Here is a 21,899-nt window from a genome sequence, read left to right as displayed (position 1 = left end):
CTATTTAGCAGGTTTTTTTATTAAGTGAAATTATTAAGATACGGGTTTTATATAAAGTAAATTGGAGGCAGGGAAATAATGTTTAATTTTTTTAAAGCTACTAAAAATAATGAAGAATTAAATATAGAATTAGATGAAAAAAATATTCCTCAGCATGTGGCAATAATCATGGATGGAAATGGAAGATGGGCAAAAAAAAGAAATATGCCTAGAAGTATGGGACATAAAGCTGGAGTTGAAACTATTAGAAGAATAGTAAAGGAAGCTGATAGATTAGGTATAAAGTTTATTACCTTATATGCATTTTCAACTGAAAATTGGAAAAGACCAAAGGATGAAGTTAATGCTTTAATGAAATTATTAGTTCAGTATTTAAAGAGTGAAGTTGGAGAGCTACATAAAAATGGCGTTGTATTAAGAGTTTTAGGTGATATAACTCAACTTCAAGAGGAATGTAGAAAAGAAATTGAAGATTCTATAGAGTTAACAAAAAATAATACTGGATTAGTCTTAAATGTTGCCTTTAATTATGGGGGAAGAGATGAAATAGTAAGAGCTGTGAAAAATATAGTTATAGATATTGAAAACGGGAATATAAATAAGGATGATATTACAAAAGAAAGATTTTCAGAATATTTATATACAAAAAATTGCCCAGATCCAGATTTAATAATAAGACCTTCAGGTGAACAAAGAATAAGTAATTTCTTATTATGGCAATGTGCATATTCAGAATTTTGGTATTCAAATGTAAATTGGCCTGATTTTAGTGAAAGAGATTTACAACAGGCAATATATGATTATCAAAATAGAGATAGAAGATATGGTGGAGTATAGTTAAAGGAGGTTGGAAGTTTGAAATTAAATAGTAGATATTTAGGAGCCGTTGTACTTGCTCCGTTATTGATTTTTGTACTTTTAGGTGGATTACCACTAAAGTTATTTACTATAGCATTATCTATATGTGGATTATATGAGTTTTATAATGCGTTAAAGACAAAGGAAATAAAAAGTATTCCTATAATTAGTTATATATTATTGATTGTCTATTATGCATTTAATAATGATTTTGAAAAGATGATGTATATTTTAGTTATAGCTATGGTAATAGCATTAATAATACCTATAATTGATTTAAAATATTCTTTTGTAGATGTAGCTATAACTTTTTTAGGATTTATTTATGTTGTAATATTATTCAGTTTTATTCCATTAGTTAATGAAAAAGTTGGTGGACAATTTTTAGTGTGGTTAATATTTATTGGATCATGGCTTTCTGATACAGTAGCATACTATTTTGGTAGATTCTTTGGTAAACATAAGCTTTGTCCAAAGGTGAGTCCTAAAAAAACAATTGAGGGGTCAATTGGTGGATTTTTAGGTGCTACTCTTGGATGTGGATTGTTTGGTGTAGCAGTTAGTGCATATGTTCCACAGGTAAATATTATTCATTTCTTCTTAATAGGAGCGTTATGTGGAATAATGGGGCAATTTGGAGACTTAGTTGCATCATCTATTAAAAGATTTGTTGGACTAAAAGATTATAGTAATCTTATTCCGGGACATGGTGGTATATTAGATAGATTTGATTCAATTTTATTTAATGCAGTAGTTGTTTTTTATTATTTAACATTTGTAGTAGGAATTTAATAAGCAGGATACGATAGTTTAACTATTGTATCCTTTTTTGTTTTATAATTGAAATATAGTCTAAATTATAAGTGGTATTAATAAATTAATAATGTAATATATTGAAATATTAATTTAAGATAGGAGGAGAAAATGAGGTTATATAATGGATATAAAAAACATTATCAATATAAAACATTAGTTGATTTGTTATTTTTATTATTAATATTTGTAATTGTAACTTTTATAATAAAAAACTATTTTAAGCCATTTATGACTATTTTAGTTTTGATAGTTATATCAACACCAGTATACGATATTGTAAAAAAAATAATTAATAAAAAAGAAATTGCTGGAGCACTAACTATTTTGATAATAAATATATTATTATTTTGTTTTATATTTTATTTTGGAAACTCTATAATAGATTTAGTACAAAGTTTTTATGTGGAGCATATAGATAGGATAAAAGAATTCATAGAAAATATTAGTGAGGTATTTAATATTGATATAGAAAAGGTTATATCAAATAATTCACATAGTTTAACTTCTTTAACTTTCAGAAGTGGATTAGCGGTAACAGGACAAAGTATTTTATCCTATGTAATTGCAAATATGTGTGTATATTTTGTTTTAGTTGATAAAAGATTGTTTTTAAGGTTATTAAATTGTTTATTACCTTATGATATTGTAGATACTATAAGGGTGAAAAAGAATAATTTGAGAGAAGTAGTAAAAATTGAATTAAAATTAGTAATTATGTGTATGATTATTACTATTATAGGATTCAAAATTTTAAGAGTTCCTAGTGCAATATTTTTAGGTGTTATTTGTGGCATACTAGATATATTACCATATGTAGGAACTATAATTGTATTTATTCCAATTATAATATACAATATAATAATGAAAGAATACTTACTAGTAGTTGGATTAATAGCATTATATTTGTTACTGCAAGTAATAAGAGAGATATTAGAACTTAAGTTTCTTAGCTCTAAGTTAGATATTCATCCACTAGTGGTAATGCTTTCAATGTATATAGGTGCAGAAGTATTTGGAATAATAGGATTATTAATAGGCCCTATATACTGTTTAATTGCAAAAGATATAATATATGAAGGAACATTGTAGGAGGTATTAATGAAAAATATTTCGATTTTAGGGGCAACGGGTTCTATAGGAACGCAGACTCTAGATGTAATAAGAAATTCAGATGGAAAAATTAATCTTATAGGAATTACAGCAAATTCTTCAGTTGATAAGATTAAAGAAATAATAGGAGAGTTTGAGCCTAAATATGTAGCAATGATGGATGAAAATTCTTCAAAGATTATTGAAGAGTTTTGTAATAAGGAATATCCTAATATACAAGTTTTTAGTGGTATAGATGGATTAGTTAAAATTGCAACTTTAGAAGAAATTGATACTGTAGTTACATCTGTTGTGGGAATGATAGGTTTAAAACCTACAATAGCAGCAATAGAGGCAAAAAAGGATATAGCTTTAGCTAATAAGGAAACATTAGTTGTTGCTGGAGAGCTTGTTATGAATAAGGCCAAGGAAAATAACGTAAAAATATTGCCTGTAGATTCAGAACATAGTGCTATATTCCAAAGTTTAAGTGGATATAAAAATAAAGATATAAATAAGATATTATTAACTGCATCTGGAGGACCATTTAGAGGAAAGACTATTGAAGAGTTAAAAGATGTAACAGTTAAAGAAGCACTTAAACATCCAAAATGGAATATGGGGCAAAAAATATCTATAGATTCGGCTACATTAATGAATAAAGGTCTAGAAGTTATAGAAGCTCATTTCTTATTTGATTGTGACTATGATAATATAGAAGTTATTGTTCATCCACAAAGTATAATTCATTCTATGGTTGAATATAAGGATGCTAGTGTTATTGCGCAGTTAGGATCTCCAGATATGAGATTACCTATTCAATATGCATTAAACTATCCTGAAAGAAAAGATATGATAGCAAAGCCAGTTAACTTTTATGAGTTAGGTGCATTAACATTTGAAAAACCAGATTTAGAAACATTTAAATGTTTAAGATTTGCATATGAAGCAGGGAAAATTGGAGGGTTGGCTCCTACTATATTAAATGGTGCAAATGAAGAAGCTGTAGCCTTATTATTAAAAGAAAAAATAAAGTTCTTACAAATCGCAGAAATAATAGAAGAATGTATGGGTGTATTTAAAGAAAATTATTATGATGAATTAACTTTAGATAATATTATAGAGTTAGATAAAAAGGTTAGAGAGTATATAAGAACTAAATGGGAGTTAGGAGTGAAGTAAGTGTATATTATAATGGCAATATTGGGTTTTAGTTTATTAATAATTGTTCATGAATTAGGACACTTTATTATGGCTAAGGCTAATGGAATAAAAGTAGAAGAGTTTTCAATTGGTATGGGACCAGAGATTCTTTCTAAAAAGGGAAAAGAAACTCAATATTCATTAAGGTTATTCCCTATTGGAGGATATGTAAAGATGCTTGGTGAAGAAGAGGCTAGTGATGATGAAAGAAGCTTTTCTAGCAAATCACCATTAAGAAGAATTAGTGTTATAATAGCTGGTGTTACAATGAACGTTATATTTGCAATTATTGCATTTGCAATTATAATAAGTAATAGGGGATATTCAGAACCAGTAATAAGTAAATTAGTTGAAAACTCTGCAGCTATAGAGTCTGGCTTAGAGGTTGGAGATAGAATATTAAGTATAGATGGGTCAAAGGTATTTACTACTACTGATGTTTCAATGGGGATTCAAATGGCAAAAGGTGGTTCAGTAGATTTAGTAGTAGATAGAAATGGAAATAAAGAAAATATTACTGTAACACCAAGATTAGTTGAGGAGGATGGGAGTCAAATATATCAAGTAGGACTTTATTATACACTTGTTGAAAAGCCAACAATAATTCAGTCAATTAAAGAGTCATTTAATGAGACTATTTCATTAGTAACTCAAACTTATAAGAGTTTAGCAATGATGGTTACAGGTAAGGTAAACTTTAAGACAGATGTTGGTGGACCAGTTACAATAATAAAAATGTCAACAGAAGTTGCTAAAAGTGGTTTAATATCATTAACATATTTCCTTGGATTCCTTAGTATTAATTTAGCAGTGTTTAATTTATTACCATTCCCTGCCTTAGATGGAGGATGGACAGTTATTTTATTAATTGAACTTATAACTAGAAGAAAAGTTCCTGATAAAATAGTTGGAGCATTAAATTATGTAGGGTTTATGGTGTTAATAGGATTTATGATAGTAGTAACATTAAAGGATATATTATTCCCTATTAGTTTATAGGAGTGGAAAAATGGAAAGAAAATTTACTAGAAAAGTTAAGGTTGGATCAGTTTATATTGGTGGAGATTCACCAGTTTCGATTCAATCTATGACTAATACAGATACAAGAGATGTAGAGGCTACATTAGATCAAATAAGAGCTCTTCATGTAGCAGGTTGTGAAATAATAAGATGTGCTGTTCCTGATATGGAAGCAGCTGAAGCAATAAAGGATATTTGTGCAGGTTCTCCAATGCCTGTAGTTGCAGATATACATTTCGATTACAGATTAGCATTAAAATGTGTTGAAAATGGAATTAGTGCAATTAGAATTAATCCAGGTAATATTGGAGATGTAGAGAGAGTAAAAGCTGTTACAGAAGCTTGTAAGGCTAAAAATATTCCAATAAGAATAGGTGTTAATTCTGGTTCCTTAGAAAAAGATATATTAGAGAGAGATGGTAAACCAACAGCTAAAGGTCTTGTTGAATCAGCATTAAGACATGTTAAGATATTAGAAGAACTAGATTTTTATGATATAGTTATTTCAATTAAGTCTTCTGATGTTCCTATGATGATTGAGGCTTACAGATTAATGAGTAGTAAATGTAATTATCCTCTTCATTTAGGTGTTACTGAATCAGGTACTGTATTTAGAGGAACTATAAAATCAACACTTGGAATAGGGACTTTATTAGCAGAAGGGATAGGAGATACTATAAGAGTATCCTTAACTAGTGATCCAATAGAAGAGATTAAAGTAGCAAAAGAAATGTTAATTGCTCTAGGTTTAAAAAATCAAGGAATGACTTTTGTATCTTGTCCGACTTGTGGAAGAACTCAAATTAACCTTATAAAGATTGCTGAAGAGGTTGAAAAGAAACTTGAAAACTGTAATAAAAATATTAAGGTTGCAGTAATGGGATGTGTTGTAAATGGTCCTGGAGAAGCAAGAGAAGCGGATATTGGTATTGCAGGTGGAAAAGGTGAGGGATTAATCTTCAAAAAAGGTGAAATAATTAAAAAAGTTAAAGAAGAAGATCTTATTGAAGAATTAATGAAAGAGATAGAAAACTTGTAAAAAATGTAACTTCCTCCGGGGTTAATCCAAATATTGGATTAACCCCGGAGGTATTTTTATAGATTTAAAAAATGTGTTGACTTTATTCGACAAAAAAGTATATAATGACTTCGAGAAAACTAGTCCTTTAAACTTAATCCAGAGAGATTAAAAAGGTCGGAGATTATACGACAGATAAAGTTTTAGATACTATAATAATATTTTATATTATTATTTATAATAGTATCTAATTTTAAGTAGTAACGACCTTTCTATATTAAGGAAAGGTCGTTTTTTTATAACTTAGGCACTGGTTTTTAAATTTTATGTTTAAGGAGATTTAAAAATGGAAGCAAAATTAAATATGGAGACACAGTTTAGTAAAGAAGATCATGATTACGCATTAACTCATGTACATAGTAAGGATAAAAAGGGATTCTTTTCAATGTTCGTTGTTATGCTTGGATTTACATTCTTCTCAGCTAGTATGTTAACAGGAGGAAATTTAGGGACAGGCCTATCGCTAAAAGAGTTTTTCATAGCAGTATTCTTAGGAAACTTAATTTTAGCTTGCTACACAGGACTACTGGCATATATAGGAGCAGATACAGGACTTTCAATGCATTTACTTGCTAGATATTCATTTGGTGAAAAAGGTTCATATCTTGCATCTTTTGTAACTAGTATTACACAAATAGGATGGTTTGGTGTTGGAATAGCTATGTTTGCAATACCAGTAGCAAATAGATTTAATATAAACTTATATTTATTAGTAGCAATAACAGGATTATTAATGACAGCAACAGCTTACTTTGGAATGAAGTCTTTAACAATATTAAGTGCAATAGCAGTACCAGCAATTGCAATATTAGGTAGTACATCAGCAATAATGGCAACTAATTCTGTTGGTGGAGTTCAAGGTTTAATGAATATAGAGCCAACTAGTAAAATGGCATTAGTAACGGCAGTAACTTTATGTGTTGGTTCATTTATAAGTGGAGGAACAGCAACTCCAGACTTTGCTAGATTCTCAAAAAATAAAAAAGTAGCTGTAGGAACAACAGTAATAGCTTTCTTTATAGGAAATTCTTTAATGTTCTTATTTGGAGCAGTTGGAGCAATGGTTACAGGAAATTCAGATATAGCAGATGTAATGTTCTCACAAGGTTTAGTAATACCAGCAATATTAGTTTTAGGATTAAATATTTGGACAACTAATGATAATGCGATTTATACAGCAGGGCTTGGGTTATCAAATATAACTAAATTACCTAAAAAGCAAATGGTAATCATAGGTGGACTTATAGGAACATTAGGAGCAATATGGTTAAATAATAACTTTACAGCATTCTTAACTTTCTTAAATTCAATGTTACCTCCAGTTGGTGGAATAATAATAGCAGATTACTTCTTTATAAAGAAGAGAAAGTATGATAACATTGAAAAAGCAAAATTTAAAAGTGTAAATTGGATAGCAATAGTAGCTTTCTTAGCAGGATTTATTGTTGCAAATGTTATAACAGTTGGAGTTATAGCTGTAAATGCAATATTAACGACAATGATAGTTTACATAATAGGAACCAAAATAACTGATAAATAAGGTGATGATAAAATATGTTAATTAAAAATATAAGACTTTTAGATAGAGAAGGATTATTTGATATAAGAATAGTAGATGGAAAATTTGATGAAATAGCAGAAAATTTAGAGGTAGTAAATAATGAAGAAGTTATAGAAGGAAAAGGAGCCTTAGCTTCTGCTCCTTTTATAGAACCACACATACATTTAGACACTACTTTAACTGCAGGAGAACCAGAGTGGAATAAGAGTGGAACTCTTTTTGAAGGGATAGAAAGATGGTCTCAAAGAAAAGAGTTTTTAACTAAGGAAGATGTTAAAACTAGAGCAAAAAAAGCAATAGAATGGCAAGTAGCTAATGGAATTCAATTTATAAGAACACATGTTGATGTTACTGATGAAAGTTTAGTTGCATTAAAAGCAATGATTGAAGTAAGAGAAGAAGTTAAAGATTATGTTACATTACAAATTGTAGCTTTTCCTCAAGAAGGAATACTTTCTTATCCTAATGGATTAGAATTAATAGAAGAAGCTATAAAATTAGGAGCAGATGTAATAGGGGCTATACCTCACTTTGAATTTACAAGAGAATATGGAGTAGAATCGATTAACAAAATATTTGAACTAGCTAAAAAGTATGATGTATTAGTAGATGTTCATTGTGATGAAATAGATGATGAACAATCAAGATTTTTAGAAGTAGTAGCTGCAAGAGCTTTAGAAACTGGACTTAAAAACAAGGTAACAGCTAGCCATACTACAGCAATGGGATCATATAATGATGCATATACATATAAGTTATTTAGATTATTAAAGATGTCAGGGATAAACTTTGTTTCAAATCCTTTAGTTAATACTCATCTTCAAGGAAGATTTGATACATATCCTAAGAGAAGAGGTATTACAAGAGTTAAGGAGCTAAATGAAGCTGGAATTAATGTTTCATTTGGACATGATGATATATTTGATCCATGGTATCCAATGGGAACAGGAAATATGCTTGAAGTAGTTCACTTTGGATTACATGTATGCCAAATGATGGGATATGATGATATAAATGAATCATTAAAGTTTATATCAACTAATAGTGCAAAAACTTTAAATATTGAAGATGAATATGGAATAGAAATAGGTAAGCCAGGTAATTTAATATTATTAAATGCTGAAAGTGGTTATGATGCTGTTAGAAGAAGAGCTGAAGTTTTATATTCAATAAGAGAAGGAAAAGTTATAGCTAAAACTATACCAAGTAAGTCATTTATAAGTGTAAATGAAGAAAAAGAAGTAACATTTAAAAGATAGTAAAGATAAAAAAAGATGGATTATTTTATTCATCTTTTTTTATATATTTAAATTTAATGAATTTATTTTGTATAATATTTTAATTTATGCAACATATATTGTTAGTAAAATAAAATATTTATAAAATGGAGTGATGATTTAAATGGATGATAATGCCCTGATATTGATTGTTGTTATTGCTATTCTTATTATTATGTCAGCTTATTTTTCAGCTACTGAAACAGCTTTTTCGAGCTTAAATAAAATTAAATTAAAGAACTTAGCTGTAAATGGAAGTAAGAAAGCAGAAAATACATTAAATATTTCTAAAAAGTTTGATAATATTCTTTCAACTATATTAATAGGTAACAATATAGTAAATATAGCATCCGCATCAATAGCGACTATAGTTTTTACTAAATATTATGGAGATATAGGTGTAACAATATCAACAATCGTTATGACTATAGTAGTATTAATATTTGGGGAAATATCTCCTAAAAGCTTATCAAAGGAGAGTCCTGAAAAGTTTGCAATGTTTTCTACTCCAATATTAAGAGTATTACTTATTATATTTACTCCACTTAATTTTTTATTTGGATTATGGAAAAAGACTATTTCTAAGGTGATAAAAGTTGAAGAAATTCCAATAGAAGTAGAAGAAGAGTTATTGACTATGGTGGAAGAGGCGCAAATCAAAGGTGGAATTGATGAACATGAAAGTAAGCTAATACGTTCAGCTATAGAATTTAATGATTTAGATGCAGATCAAATATTAACTTCAAGAGTTGACTTAATTTCAATATCTAAAGAAACTGCAATAGAGGATGTAAGAAAAGTTTTTAAAGAAAATAAGTTTTCAAGACTTCCTGTTTATGAAAATAATATAGATAATATAATTGGAGTAATCCATGAGAAGGATTTTTATGATGCGCTAGATGAAAATAAGGTTAATATTGATAGTATTATTAAACCTATAGTATATGTAACCTCAAATACTAAGATTTCAGAGCTTTTAAAGAAATTTCAATATCTTAAAAATCATATGGCTGTAGTTATAGATGAATTCGGAGGAACTATGGGGATTATAACATTAGAAGATGTCTTAGAGGAACTAGTAGGTGAAATATGGGATGAACATGATGAAGTTGTAGAATATTTTAAAAAGCTGGATGAAGATAGATATTCTGTTGTATGCAGTGTTTCTTTAGTTGATTTTTTTGATGAATTTTATATGAAAGAAGAAGTAGATGACTTTGAGGTACAAACTGTTAATGGATGGATTATAAAGGAATTTGGATATCTGCCTAAAGTTGGGGAAAGTTTTGTATATAAAGATTTAAGTATTTCTGTTTCTAAAATAGAAGGAAGAAGAGTAAAAGAAATAATAGTAGAGAGGTATAGAGAGGAACAATATAATTAAGTTTTAGATAAAGCAAAATATAATTGAAATAAGATTTTCAATTGTATTTTGCTTAAATTTTGTAAAAGTAAAAAATAGTTATATTTTAAAAGTTATTATATAAATTTCTTTATGGCTTTAGCAACACCAGAGTTTGTATTAGAGTCAGTTATAAATGAGGCAGCTTCTTTTACTTTATCTATAGCATTACCCATAGCAACTCCAATGCCAGCAAATTTTATCATAGAAAGATCATTTTCACTATCGCCAATACACATAACTTCACTTTTATCTAAATTTAAATATTTAGTTAAGTACTCAACAGCTTCTCCTTTTGAGCTACCTTTTTTCATAATTTCAAAATTATCATGCCAAGAAGAAACTATTTCTAAGTTAGGACACTTTTCTTGTAGCTCTTTTTTAGCCATTAATAGTTTATTAGTATCATTTTTTTCTAAGCAAACACCTTTAAGAATTTGTCCATCATATAATTTATAAATATCATCAATATTATTTAGAACTTCTAATTTAATTTGCTCTTCTTTTCTAAGGGTTTTATTTAAGACCTTGTATATATTTGTTTCAGGAAGTTCCTCTAAAGAAACTATTCCAAAGTTAGCTGTTAAATATGAAAATAAATTATATTTTTTAGCGATTTCTAAAAATTGTTTTGCATCCTCAATATTTAAAGGATTATTATAAATTTCATCTCCATTACTATCTCCGATAAAAGCACCATTTGATGCTATTATTGGTGTAGTTAATCCTATTAAATCAGAGTAAAGTTTAGCGCAATTGTATACTCTACCTGTAGTAATAGCTACATGAATACCTTTATTTACGGCATATTTTATTGCTTCTTTATCTTCAGTAGAAATATTATGTTGATCCATTAATAATGTTCCATCCATATCAATACATATAAGTTTTATACTCATAAAAAACCTTCTTCCTAAGTTATATATTGGAATTATTATAATATTTTTTTCTTAATATTAAAAATAGTTATTTTAAATATTAATTATTAGAAGTTTTAATACATTAATTAGTATATGGATATGATAAATTATTATTGATTTTAGTATATAATAATTTTGTTTTTAGAGTATTAGTAGTGGAAATTGAGAAAAAATAAAAATATATTAAGGAGAATAGAATGATACCAATAGAAAATTTTATTGAAGATGCAATTAGAAAATTAAGAAAGCTTGAAGTATATAGTAGACTTGATATAAGGACATATAAAAAGGATAGAAGTATTGTTATTGAAAAGCTTGAAGAAGGTTATAATTTATATGAAGACGGATTTGAAAAAGAAGAGTTTAAAAATTTATCAAAAGAAGAGCTTAAAAAACTTTTAAAGGTAATGCAAAGAAAAGAATTTCCAAGAAGTAATATGGTTAGATTTTATGTGCTTGAAGGAAAGGATGTAAGATAAATGAATGTAATAATTAAAAAAATTAACTATTTACAAAAGAAATATCAAAATTAAAAGGTGTAACAAAGTAATTTTACTTACATATAACTATGTTTTGATGTATTATAGAAAAGAAATAAATTTATATACTACTTACTATAGTGATTGGAGCAAAAGATGAAAGTAAATATGTTTATACCAAAATATATGTTAACTTTTAAATGTATTGGGTCAGCTTGTGCAGATACATGTTGTGCAGGTTGGGATATAAATATAGATGAAGATACATATAAAAAATATACTAATTGTACTGGAAAACTTAAAGAATTAGTACAAGGAAAAATTAGAGAAAATAAGAATAGCTATGATTATCTAAATAAGGGATTTATGATACTAAAAGAGGGAAATAAATGTCCATTTTTAAATGATAATTTACTTTGTGATATTCATGGTGGAGTTGGGGAAGAAAATTTATGTATAACATGCAAAAGGTTTCCTAGGATATATAATATTATAGATGATATATATGAAAAATCCGGGTTAGCATCGTGTCCAGAAATATGTACTAAGGCATTTTTAAATAAAGATAAAATGGAATTTATTGAAATTGAAGAAAGTATTGATGAAAGTGCTATTGAAATAAGAAGAATAATTGATACTGAAGTTTTTGAAGGAAGTGATAATTTACTTCAATATTTTTGGGATATAAGAATAAATTCTATAAATATAATACAAAATAGAAATTTTTCTATTGAAGAAAGATTAGGTATATTGAAGTCTTTTTATAATAAAATTGAAGAGTATCATAATGAAAAAGATTTTGAGGGAATAGAAGATCTTTTAGAAGAGTATAGTGAAGGAAATATTGATTTTGATTCTTTAAAAGCTTTAGACTTAAATGAAAGCAATGAATTTTATTTAAGTCTTTTAGATGAAGAGTTAATAAAAAATATAAGAAGTGTTAGATTAAAAGAATGTGTTAAAGAATATAAAAAAGAAATTTTAAAAGTAAATGATATTGTAAAGCACATAAATGATGAGAAAAGTCTTTTAAGTTTAATAGAGAAATATTCTTATATTTTAGAAAATTATTTAGTAAATCAGATATTTAAAGATTTAATTCCATTCAATAGGGGAGAAAGTTTAAATTTAAGTATAAATATATTAATTAATAGTTATAAAATAATAAAAGCCTATATAGTTGGAATAGCTTTAAATAATAAAGAAATAAACGAAAGTTTAATTATAAGAGTTATACAAAGTTTAAGTAAGGATATAGAGCATAATAAGGTATTTAAAAATTTATTAGAATCAGAAATATAGATAATGAAATGTGTTACTAAAATTGGATTTAATTGTTTAGTAGCACATTTTTTGTAGCTTAAATTTGTTATAATATTTAGTATATAAGATTAAAAGGGGGAAGGTATAAATGAAGTATGATTGTGGATTTACTAAGGAGAATAAATGGTTTAGATATCGTGCAGCAGCTATTATTATAGAAAAAGACCATATTCTTTTTGCTGGAAATGAAAGAGAAAACTATTATTTTTTAATGAAGCCTAGAGGAACACAAGAACTAAATAGTAATAGTTATACTCAAGGAGTCAAAGAAAATATGTATTGGTTACCTATAGATAAATTAAAGGAATATAGAGCATATCCAACATTTTTTAAAGAAAAATTAAAAAATATAAAAAATGAAATTGAGCATATTATTACTTACGAAGACTAAAATTTAATGGGAATTATATTTTTAGGAGGGATATTATATGAGAATAGATGATAAGGTTGAAACTAGAAGATTAATATTAAGAGAATTTACTCATGCAGATTTTGAAGATGTACATGCATATGCAAGTAATTTAGAAAATATAAAATACATGATATGGGGACCTAATAGTGAAGAGGATACTATTGAATTCTTAGATGATTGTATATCTAATATAGATGAAAATCCACGTACACAATATGATTTTGCTATTACGCTAAAAGAAAATGGAAAGGTTATAGGAGGATGTGGCATTTACTTAAATGATGGATTATATGAGGCAATGTTAGGATGGGTACTTCATAAGGATTATTGGAAACAGGGATATATGACAGAAGCAGGGAAGGAATTAGTTAGGTTTGCATTTGAAGATTTAAAGTTACACAGATTATATGCAACTTGTGATGCTGAAAATTATGGGTCATACCGTGTTATGGAAAATATAGGAATGAGAAGAGAAGGACATATTATAAAAAATAGAAAGTTTACAGGATTTAAAGATGAATGGCATGATGAGCTATTTTATGGAATACTATATGAGGAATGGAGTAAGAGAAAAGATTGTAATTTATAATAATTATTTAAAACGGCAAAATGATATTAGAAAATAAATAGAAAGATTAGGAAAACAAATGAAAATAGGAGTAGTAGTGTTAGTATTAATAAGTATATTAATACTAATAAAATCATATGAGTCAAAAGTAAAAGGATATGTTGGGGAAAAGCTTGTAGCTAAGAAATTAAGTAAATTAAATAAAAGAAAATATAAGATAATAAATAATTTGCTATTAAAAACATTAAAGGGAACTGCACAAATAGATCATATAGTAATATCACAATATGGAATATTTGTTATTGAAACAAAAAATTATAAGGGAATAATTACTGGAAATGAATATGATGATAACTGGAATCAAATACTATTTAATAATAAAGAAGTATTAAGAAATCCAATAAAACAAAATAATGGACATATTAAAGCATTAAAAGATGTTATACCAGCATTAAGATATAAGAAAATAAACTCTATAATTTTATTTACTAAAAGATCAAACTTAAAAGTTAATACTGAAACTACAGTTATATATTATAATAAAGTAAATAAAGTAATTAAAAGAAGTAGAAAAAAAGAATTTACAAAAGAAGAAGTTGATTATATCTATAAAAAACTTAATGAACTTAATATTGATTGTTTTAAGCAAAGAGTAGTTCATGTAAAAAATGTGAAAAGAAATATTAAAGAAGCTAAAAAGAAATTAAGAAAAAATAAATGCCCAAGATGTGGAGGAAAGTTAAAAAAGAAAAAAGGGAAATATGGAAAGTTTAAGAGGTGCAAAAACTATCCAGAATGTACTTTCAGAATTAATATTTAGTATAACATAATATATAGAAAAGTGGTGATAGTAATGGTTGATTTATGTTTATTGGGTTGTGGAGGTGGAATGCCTATGCCATTTAGAGGTTTATCTGCTAGCCTTTTAAATTTTAAGGGAAGAAAGATTCTTATAGATTGTGGAGAGGGGACACAAGTTTCTATGAGAATGGTAGGATGGGGATTTAAATCAATTGATGTAATTTGTATAACTCATTGTCATGGAGATCATATTGTTGGACTTCCGGGACTTTTAGCTACTATAGGTAATAGTGGGAGGGTAGAACCTTTAACGATAATAGGACCGGAAGGAATAACTGAAGTAGTAAATGGACTTAGAGTTATTGCACAATATTTACCTTATGAAGTTAATATAATTGAAAATCCTAAGGAAGTTAATTTAAATGTAAATAAAGAAAGTTTAGAAGTAGTGAATGAAGGGTGTCAAATAAGATTAAGCACTTTAGAAGTAGATCATTCATCACCATGTTTAGGATATAGCTTTTACTTTAAGCGTGATAGGAAGTTCTCACTAGAAAAGGCTGAAGAAAATAATGTTCCTAAAGTTTTATGGAATAAACTACAAAAAGGAAATGAAGAAGTTATTACATATGAAGGAAGAGAATATAAAAAAGAAATGGTTCTTGGAGATGAGAGAAGAGGAATAAAATTAAGTTTAATTACAGATAGTAGACCACAAGATCAAATGATTAATTTTATAAAGGAAAGTGATTTATTTATTTGTGAAGGTACATATGGAAATAATGATGATATAGAAAAAGCTATTAAAAATAAGCATATGACATTTGCTGAAGCAGCAAAGCTTGCTAGTGATAGTAATTGTAAAGAGCTACTATTAACTCATTTTACTCCAGCTATGTTAGAACCAAAGTTATATGAAGATAATGCAAGGAATATTTTTGAAAATACAATAATAGGTGAAGAAAGGTTAATAAAGAGTCTTAGTTTTTCTCAGTAATGAGAAGCTAAGACTCCTTTAACTAATCTAGAACTTCTAATATTTCATTGTGTAAGTGTAGTAATATAGCATCAGAATTTTTAAACCATTGCTCAATAGTATTTATATTATCATAAATATATTTATAAATATATTCAACAACATCATTAATTTCTTCAATAGCATATTCATATACTATATCTATTTTATCAATAGAAACTAAGGTTTTAGCAATTTGGGATTTAATAGCATCATCAATTATTAAGAAATCATTACTAAATCTAGATATTAAAATATCTTTTTGTTTATTTATATATTTAGATTCTGTATAACTAGCTTTAAGGTAAGATAAAAACTTTTCAAAGTCTCCTACATTATCTAAAGGCTCTAGTGTAAACAAAATTCTAAAGAATAAGTTCCAATTAAACTCACTATTAATTACACTTTCAAAATATTCACCAATAATTTTTTTGAAAGAATCATCATATACTACATTTCTTTCAAAGTTTAAGTAAGAATTAAAGTCTAATTTTTCATCAGAAATTAAGTTTAATCTATTTAAAGCATTTATTAAAATTTCAGTATAATCAGAATCATTTGAAATACTATTTTTAAAGAATACATATTCAACTATAGTTTCACAGGAATCTTTAAAATTAATATTCATATCAATAGACTCTACCATCTTTTTAGAAAACATGTCGTAAATAAATTTTGACACTATTTCCTGGAGATGTCTTTTGTTTGAAGCATTGGTTTTTGCTTTTTTTGATTCAACATGTTTTAAAACTGTTAATAGTTGATTATCTATCATAGTTAAATTATTTTTTATAGAATTCATTATGTCTTTTAAGAATTTATCTTCAATAACATAATTAGAATTTTTATAAATTATTTGATGTTCTATTTCGCTCCAAAACATATTTGTAAGAGATTTAATTTGTAATTCAAAGGGAATTGTTAAATTATCATAAATAAATTTTCCATCAATTCTATAAATAGTGAAGCCATTTTTTTGTTTTTGTGGCTGTTTACCAGAAAGTTTAAGAAATATATTATCACTATTATCGCTAAAGAAGAAATCATCATCAGCTTTTTTATTAAAATATTTTTTTAAAAAACGATAAATCTTTTTTTCATCATCTCCAAATCTACATTCAATTCTTATACCAATAAGATCACTTAATTTATATATAAGTTCATTTGCATTAGGATAGCGTTTATAATAATGATTTCTAAGTATTTTTTCACGTAAACTTTCTACAGATTTAACTCTACAACTAATATTTGAAAACTCACAATAACTTTCATTCAAAATAGTAAAAAATGATTTTTCTAAATTCATAGAAGCTTTAATTAAAGCTTCATTATTATTTTCTAACTCATTTAAGGCTATTTCTAAATAGTCAAATTCTTTAATATTCAAAGCTACACCTCTGTCTATATATTAATATCATTATCATTATACAAATTTAAAGTCAATATATCTAGTTTTTGCTAATAATTCATAATCTATTAATAGTATTTAACAAAAATAAATTTGTGCTATAATGGTGTAGTTGAAAATTTTAATAGATTGGGGGTATAAGATTGAGTGATGATATTATAAAAAAGCTAACCCTTGAGATAAACAAACATGAAAGTTTAGAAGATAAAGAACTTAAAATTATAAAGTTCCAACTTTTGAGAAAAAGTATGATTTTAAAAGTTGTTTTAAGAGGAAAAGAAAAATTAGCTCATGAAGAAGAGGAACTAATTAAAAAAATTATTTGTAAAACTTTAATGATAAGAATTACTGTAGAAATAGTTTTTTATAGAGATGCTTCAGATATTACATTAGATGAAGTAATACAAAATCATTGGATTGAATGTATTTCCGAAACAATTAAAAAGACACCATTATGTAAAAGTCTTTTATTAAATTGTAGGAAAGAAGTTAATGAAAATAAAGTATCTGTATTTAATGGATATGATAAATTAACAGAACATCTAAAAGGTAAAGGTGGCGAAAAGAATTTAGAGGATACTGTTAAAGCAATGTTTGGCATATCTTGTAGATTTGAAATAAAATATGATCCATCAATGGAAGTAGTGATAGACTATGCAGCAAGAGAAAAAGAAGAAAAAGAGCTGTTAAACAAAGCTATGCAGGCTAGAGCTCAAGAAATGAGTAAAGAGTCCAGTGGTGCAAGTAAGCCAGCAGAGAAAAAGCCAGCTGAAAAGAAACCATATGAAAAGAGAGAAAATAGTTATAAGAGAGAACCAAAGGCTGAAAATGCTATATATGGTAGAAATATTTCTATTGAAGCTACTCCAATAAATGAAATAAATGAAAGATCAGGATATGTTGCAGTTTTAGGAGATGTATTTAAAGTAGAAACTATGGAAACTAAAACTGGTAAGATAATATTAACATTCTATATAACTGATTATACTAGCTCTATAACAGTTAAATGCTTCTTAAAACCACAGGAAAAAGATGAAGTTCTTGATAATGTTAAAAAAGGTCTTTACTGTAAGGTTAGAGGTGAGGCTGTATATGACACTTATCAAAGAGAAGTAGTTATAATGGGTAGAGATATCTTGAAGATGAAAAAAATGGAGAAAATGGATGGAGCCGAAGAAAAAAGAGTTGAGCTTCATTGCCATACTACAATGAGTGCAATGGATGGTGTTACACCAGTTTCAAAAATTGTAGAGAGAGCAGCGAAATGGGGTCATCCGGCTATAGCTATTACAGATCATGGTGGTGTTCAAGCATTCCCAGATGCACAGATTGCAGCTAAAAAGAATAAAATAAAGGTTATTTATGGAGTAGAAGGATATTTAGTAGATGATGGTGTACCATTAGCTTTAAATGAAAAAGGTCAAAACTTAGATGATACTTATGTTGTATTTGACTTAGAAACAACAGGATTTTCATCTAAAAATGATAAAATAATAGAAATAGGCGCTGTAAAAATTCAAAATGGAGTTATTATAGATAACTTTAGTGAATTTGTTAATCCAAGAAGAGCGATACCTTATAATATAACAGAACTTACAGGAATAAATGATGATATGGTAAGTGATGCACAGGCAATAGAAGAGGTATTACCAAGGTTTATAGAGTTTATAGGGGATTCAGTTGTTGTAGCACATAATGCAAGTTTTGACTGTAGCTTTATATCTAAGAATTGCAATGATTTAGGTTTGGAATTTTCACCAACTATAGTGGATACAGTTCCACTTTGTAGATTTTTATATCCAGAATTAAAATCTGTAAAATTAAATCTTGTAGCGAAACATTTAGGGGTTAAGCTTGAAAGTCATCATAGGGCCGTAGATGATGCTAAGGCAACAGCTGATATTTTAGTTGAATGCTTCAAAAAGATAAAAGAAGAATTGGAAGTAGAAACTTTAGAAGATCTAAATAAAATATTCTTAGAAAAAGTTGATATTAAAAAATTACCAACTTACCACATAATAATTTTAGCTAAAACTCAAGCTGGAATTAGGAATTTATATAAACTTGTATCAGAAGCACATATAGATAATTTCTTTAGAAGGCCAAGAACTAAAAGGTCTAGACTTATGGAAATGAGAGAAGGACTTATAATTGGAGGTGCTTGCGAAGCTGGAGAAATTTATAGATCTGTAGTTGGTGGTAAAAGTGATGAAGAAATAAAAGAGGTAATGAGTTTTTATGATTATGTAGAAATTCAACCTATTGCCAATAATGCTTATATGATTGAAAAAGGTTCAGTAAAGGATGAAGATGAACTTAAGGACATTAATAGAAAAATTTATGATTTAGCAAAGGAAATTAATAAGCCTACCGTAGCAACTTGTGATGTTCATTTTCTAGATCCACATGATGAAGCATTTAGAAGAATAATTATGGCAGGACAAGGATTTGGAGATGCTGATAATCAACCTCCTCTTTATTTAAGAACTACAGAAGAGATGTTAAAAGAATTTGCTTATTTAGGAAGTGATATTGCTAAAGAAGTAGTTATTAAGAATCCACAAGCAATAGCAAATTCTGTAGAAGAAAATTTAAAACCTATTCCTGATGAAACTTATCCACCTAAGATTGAAGGTGCAGATGATGAGATTAGAAATATGACAATGAGTAAAGTTCACTCTATATACGGTGATCCACTTCCGGAAGTAGTACAAAAAAGATTAGATAAAGAGTTAAATTCTATTATAAATAACGGATATGCTGTACTTTATCTAATTGCACAAAAGTTAGTTGCAAAATCTTATTCAGATGGATATCTAGTAGGTTCAAGAGGATCTGTTGGTTCATCTTTCGTTGCAACCATGTCAGATATAACAGAGGTTAATGGATTGCCACCACATTATGTATGTCCTAAGTGTAAGAAGTCACATTTCTTCTTAGATGGTTCTGTAAGTTCAGGAGCCGATTTAGAAGATAAGGATTGTCCAGATTGTGGTGTACCTTATATAAAAGATGGTCACGATATTCCATTCGAAACTTTCTTAGGATTTGAGGGAGATAAAGAACCTGATATCGACTTAAACTTCTCTGGAGATAACCAAGGTGATATTCATAAATACACAGAAGTTTTATTCGGAAAGGGATACGTATTTAAAGCTGGAACAATAGGTACAGTTGCAGAAAAAACAGCTTATGGATTTGTTAAGAAATACTTAGACCAAAAAGGGATAATTGCATCCCAAGCAGAAATTGAAAGATTAACTATTGGATGTACAGGTATTAAAAGAACAACAGGACAGCATCCAGGTGGAATCATGGTTGTACCTAATTATACAGATGTTTATAATTTTACACCCATACAAAGACCAGCAGATGATGCTACATCAGATGTAACAACTACACATTTTGATTACCATTCTATTTCAGGAAGACTCTTAAAGCTTGATATACTGGGTCACGACGATCCGACAGTACTTAGAATGTTACAAGATATAACAGGTTTAGATCCAAAGACTATACCTCTTAATGATAAAAAAGTACTGTCTCTATTTACATCGCCTGAAGCTTTAGGTGTTACAAAAGAAGAACTTGAATGTGAAGTTGGTTCTTATGGTTTACCAGAGTTTGGAACAAAATTCGTTCGTCAAATGCTTGTAGATACACAACCACAAACATTCTCAGATTTAGTTAGAATATCTGGACTTTCTCATGGTACTGACGTTTGGCTTAATAATGCTCAATACTTCATTAAAGAAGGATATACTACCCTTAGAGATTGTATTGCAACAAGAGACGATATCATGGTTTATCTTATGTATAAAGGTGTTGAGCCTAAAACTGCATTTACAATAATGGAAAGTGTAAGAAAAGGTAAGGGCTTAACAGAAGAGTTTGAAAAAACCATGAAGGAAAATAATGTTGAGGATTGGTATATAGAAAGCTGTAAAAGAATCAAGTACATGTTCCCTAAAGGTCATGCCGTTGCTTATGTTATGATGGCTGTTAGAGTTGCTTATTATAAGGTATATTATCCACTTGCATATTATGCAACTTACTTTACAGTAAGAGGTGCAGATGATTTTGATGCAGATTTAATATGTAAGGGAGAAACTGCAGTTCATGCAAAACTTCAGGAGTTATATGCACTTGGTAATCAAGCTACTGTAAAAGACAAGGGATTAATAACTGTTTTAGAGCTTTCTTTTGAAATGTATAAAAGAGGATTTAAAATGCTTAAGGTAGATTTATATAAATCAGATGCAACTAAATTCTTAATAGTAGATAATGCATTAAGACCACCACTAAGTTCTTTACAAGGGGTGGGAGTAAACGCAGCTAAATCAATTGCAGAAGCAAGAAAAGATGGTGAATTTATATCAAAAGAAGATCTAAGATTAAGATCAAAGGTATCTAAAACTGTAATTGAGACATTAAGTAATCATGGTTGTTTAGAAGGTATGTCTGAAACAAATCAATTATCATTATTTTAAAATAAACACTTAAAAGGACTAATCAATGGTGGTTAGTCTTTTTTATTTAAAAAGAATATTCAGCTATTATAGTTTTTGTAACTATAATATTATCCTTAATAACATTTCCGCTTTTACTTAAATTTATTTTATAGATAAATTATACAAATAAAAATACGAACAATTATTGTATGCAAAAC

At 27.7% G+C, this 21,899-nt stretch carries 18 protein-coding genes; 16 read left to right on the top strand and 2 right to left on the bottom strand.

From position 1 onward, the window contains the following. The first annotated feature begins 78 nt into the window (after positions 1-78). The 9 genes from EJJ37_RS03370 (at position 79) to EJJ37_RS03330 (ending at position 10,286) form a co-directional block, all read left to right on the top strand. Positions 79-837: an isoprenyl transferase gene (locus EJJ37_RS03370; protein ID WP_133014180.1), complete on the top strand. Its 759-nt coding sequence runs from the start codon at positions 79-81 to the stop codon at positions 835-837. Between the two features lie 18 nt (positions 838-855). Further along, a complete protein-coding gene (locus tag EJJ37_RS03365) occupies positions 856-1,650 on the top strand; it encodes a phosphatidate cytidylyltransferase (RefSeq protein ID WP_133014179.1) in 795 nt (264 codons plus the stop codon). A 132-nt stretch (positions 1,651-1,782) separates the two neighbouring features. Continuing rightward, positions 1,783-2,763, top strand: a complete 981-nt coding sequence (locus EJJ37_RS03360; RefSeq protein ID WP_133014178.1) for an AI-2E family transporter — start codon at positions 1,783-1,785, stop codon at positions 2,761-2,763. A gap of 9 nt (positions 2,764-2,772) precedes the next feature. Beyond that, positions 2,773-3,945: a 1-deoxy-D-xylulose-5-phosphate reductoisomerase gene (gene dxr, locus EJJ37_RS03355; RefSeq protein WP_133014177.1), complete on the top strand. Its 1,173-nt coding sequence runs from the start codon at positions 2,773-2,775 to the stop codon at positions 3,943-3,945. Then, positions 3,946-4,965, top strand: coding sequence for an RIP metalloprotease RseP (gene rseP / locus EJJ37_RS03350; protein WP_193553909.1), 1,020 nt, complete (start codon positions 3,946-3,948; stop codon positions 4,963-4,965). A gap of 10 nt (positions 4,966-4,975) precedes the next feature. Continuing rightward, entirely contained in the window at positions 4,976-6,025 is a 1,050-nt protein-coding gene (ispG, locus tag EJJ37_RS03345) for a flavodoxin-dependent (E)-4-hydroxy-3-methylbut-2-enyl-diphosphate synthase (protein ID WP_133014176.1), read from the top strand. Positions 6,026-6,350: 325 nt separating this feature from the next. Continuing rightward, the gene (codB, locus tag EJJ37_RS03340; protein WP_133014175.1) at positions 6,351-7,604 is read left to right on the top strand and encodes a cytosine permease; all 1,254 of its coding nucleotides are present in this window, start codon (positions 6,351-6,353) and stop codon (positions 7,602-7,604) included. A gap of 14 nt (positions 7,605-7,618) precedes the next feature. Then, complete coding sequence (locus EJJ37_RS03335) at positions 7,619-8,884, top strand: cytosine deaminase (RefSeq protein WP_133014174.1); 1,266 nt, start codon at positions 7,619-7,621, stop codon at positions 8,882-8,884. Between the two features lie 142 nt (positions 8,885-9,026). Then, entirely contained in the window at positions 9,027-10,286 is a 1,260-nt protein-coding gene (locus tag EJJ37_RS03330; RefSeq protein WP_133014173.1) for an HlyC/CorC family transporter, read from the top strand. Between the two features lie 95 nt (positions 10,287-10,381). Here the strand turns inward: EJJ37_RS03330 and EJJ37_RS03325 are convergent, their stop codons facing one another. Further along, positions 10,382-11,203 carry a Cof-type HAD-IIB family hydrolase gene (locus EJJ37_RS03325; protein ID WP_133014172.1) on the bottom strand — a complete coding sequence of 274 codons (822 nt, stop codon included), beginning with the start codon at positions 11,201-11,203 and terminating at the stop codon, positions 10,382-10,384. 218 nt (positions 11,204-11,421) lie between these two features. Here EJJ37_RS03325 and EJJ37_RS03320 point away from each other — a divergent pair, with 218 nt between their 5' ends. The 6 genes from EJJ37_RS03320 (at position 11,422) to EJJ37_RS03295 (ending at position 15,804) form a co-directional block, all read left to right on the top strand. Then, positions 11,422-11,703 (top strand): hypothetical protein, encoded by a 282-nt coding sequence (locus EJJ37_RS03320; protein WP_133014171.1) that lies wholly within the window; start codon positions 11,422-11,424, stop codon positions 11,701-11,703. Between the two features lie 156 nt (positions 11,704-11,859). Beyond that, positions 11,860-13,005 carry a flagellin lysine-N-methylase gene (fliB, locus tag EJJ37_RS03315; protein ID WP_133014170.1) on the top strand — a complete coding sequence of 382 codons (1,146 nt, stop codon included), beginning with the start codon at positions 11,860-11,862 and terminating at the stop codon, positions 13,003-13,005. Positions 13,006-13,114: 109 nt separating this feature from the next. Continuing rightward, positions 13,115-13,417 carry an NUDIX hydrolase gene (locus EJJ37_RS03310; RefSeq protein ID WP_133014169.1) on the top strand — a complete coding sequence of 101 codons (303 nt, stop codon included), beginning with the start codon at positions 13,115-13,117 and terminating at the stop codon, positions 13,415-13,417. 37 nt (positions 13,418-13,454) lie between these two features. Then, positions 13,455-14,027, top strand: a complete 573-nt coding sequence (locus tag EJJ37_RS03305) for a GNAT family N-acetyltransferase (protein WP_133014168.1) — start codon at positions 13,455-13,457, stop codon at positions 14,025-14,027. 58 nt (positions 14,028-14,085) lie between these two features. Beyond that, positions 14,086-14,826, top strand: a complete 741-nt coding sequence (locus tag EJJ37_RS03300; RefSeq protein ID WP_133014270.1) for a nuclease-related domain-containing protein — start codon at positions 14,086-14,088, stop codon at positions 14,824-14,826. A gap of 33 nt (positions 14,827-14,859) precedes the next feature. Beyond that, complete coding sequence (locus EJJ37_RS03295) at positions 14,860-15,804, top strand: ribonuclease Z (RefSeq protein WP_133014167.1); 945 nt, start codon at positions 14,860-14,862, stop codon at positions 15,802-15,804. Between the two features lie 22 nt (positions 15,805-15,826). Here EJJ37_RS03295 and EJJ37_RS03290 read toward each other — a convergent pair whose 3' ends face one another. Further along, positions 15,827-17,209 (bottom strand): GTP pyrophosphokinase, encoded by a 1,383-nt coding sequence (locus tag EJJ37_RS03290; RefSeq protein WP_133014166.1) that lies wholly within the window; start codon positions 17,207-17,209, stop codon positions 15,827-15,829. Between the two features lie 164 nt (positions 17,210-17,373). Here EJJ37_RS03290 and EJJ37_RS03285 point away from each other — a divergent pair, with 164 nt between their 5' ends. Continuing rightward, positions 17,374-21,720 carry a PolC-type DNA polymerase III gene (locus EJJ37_RS03285; RefSeq protein WP_133014165.1) on the top strand — a complete coding sequence of 1,449 codons (4,347 nt, stop codon included), beginning with the start codon at positions 17,374-17,376 and terminating at the stop codon, positions 21,718-21,720. The last annotated feature ends 179 nt before the right edge of the window (positions 21,721-21,899 follow it).

The sequence above is a fragment of the Clostridium cuniculi genome (assembly GCF_004353185.1).
GTDB lineage: Bacteria > Bacillota > Clostridia > Clostridiales > Clostridiaceae > Clostridium > Clostridium cuniculi.
This window is presented reverse-complemented; position numbering and strand designations above follow the sequence as displayed.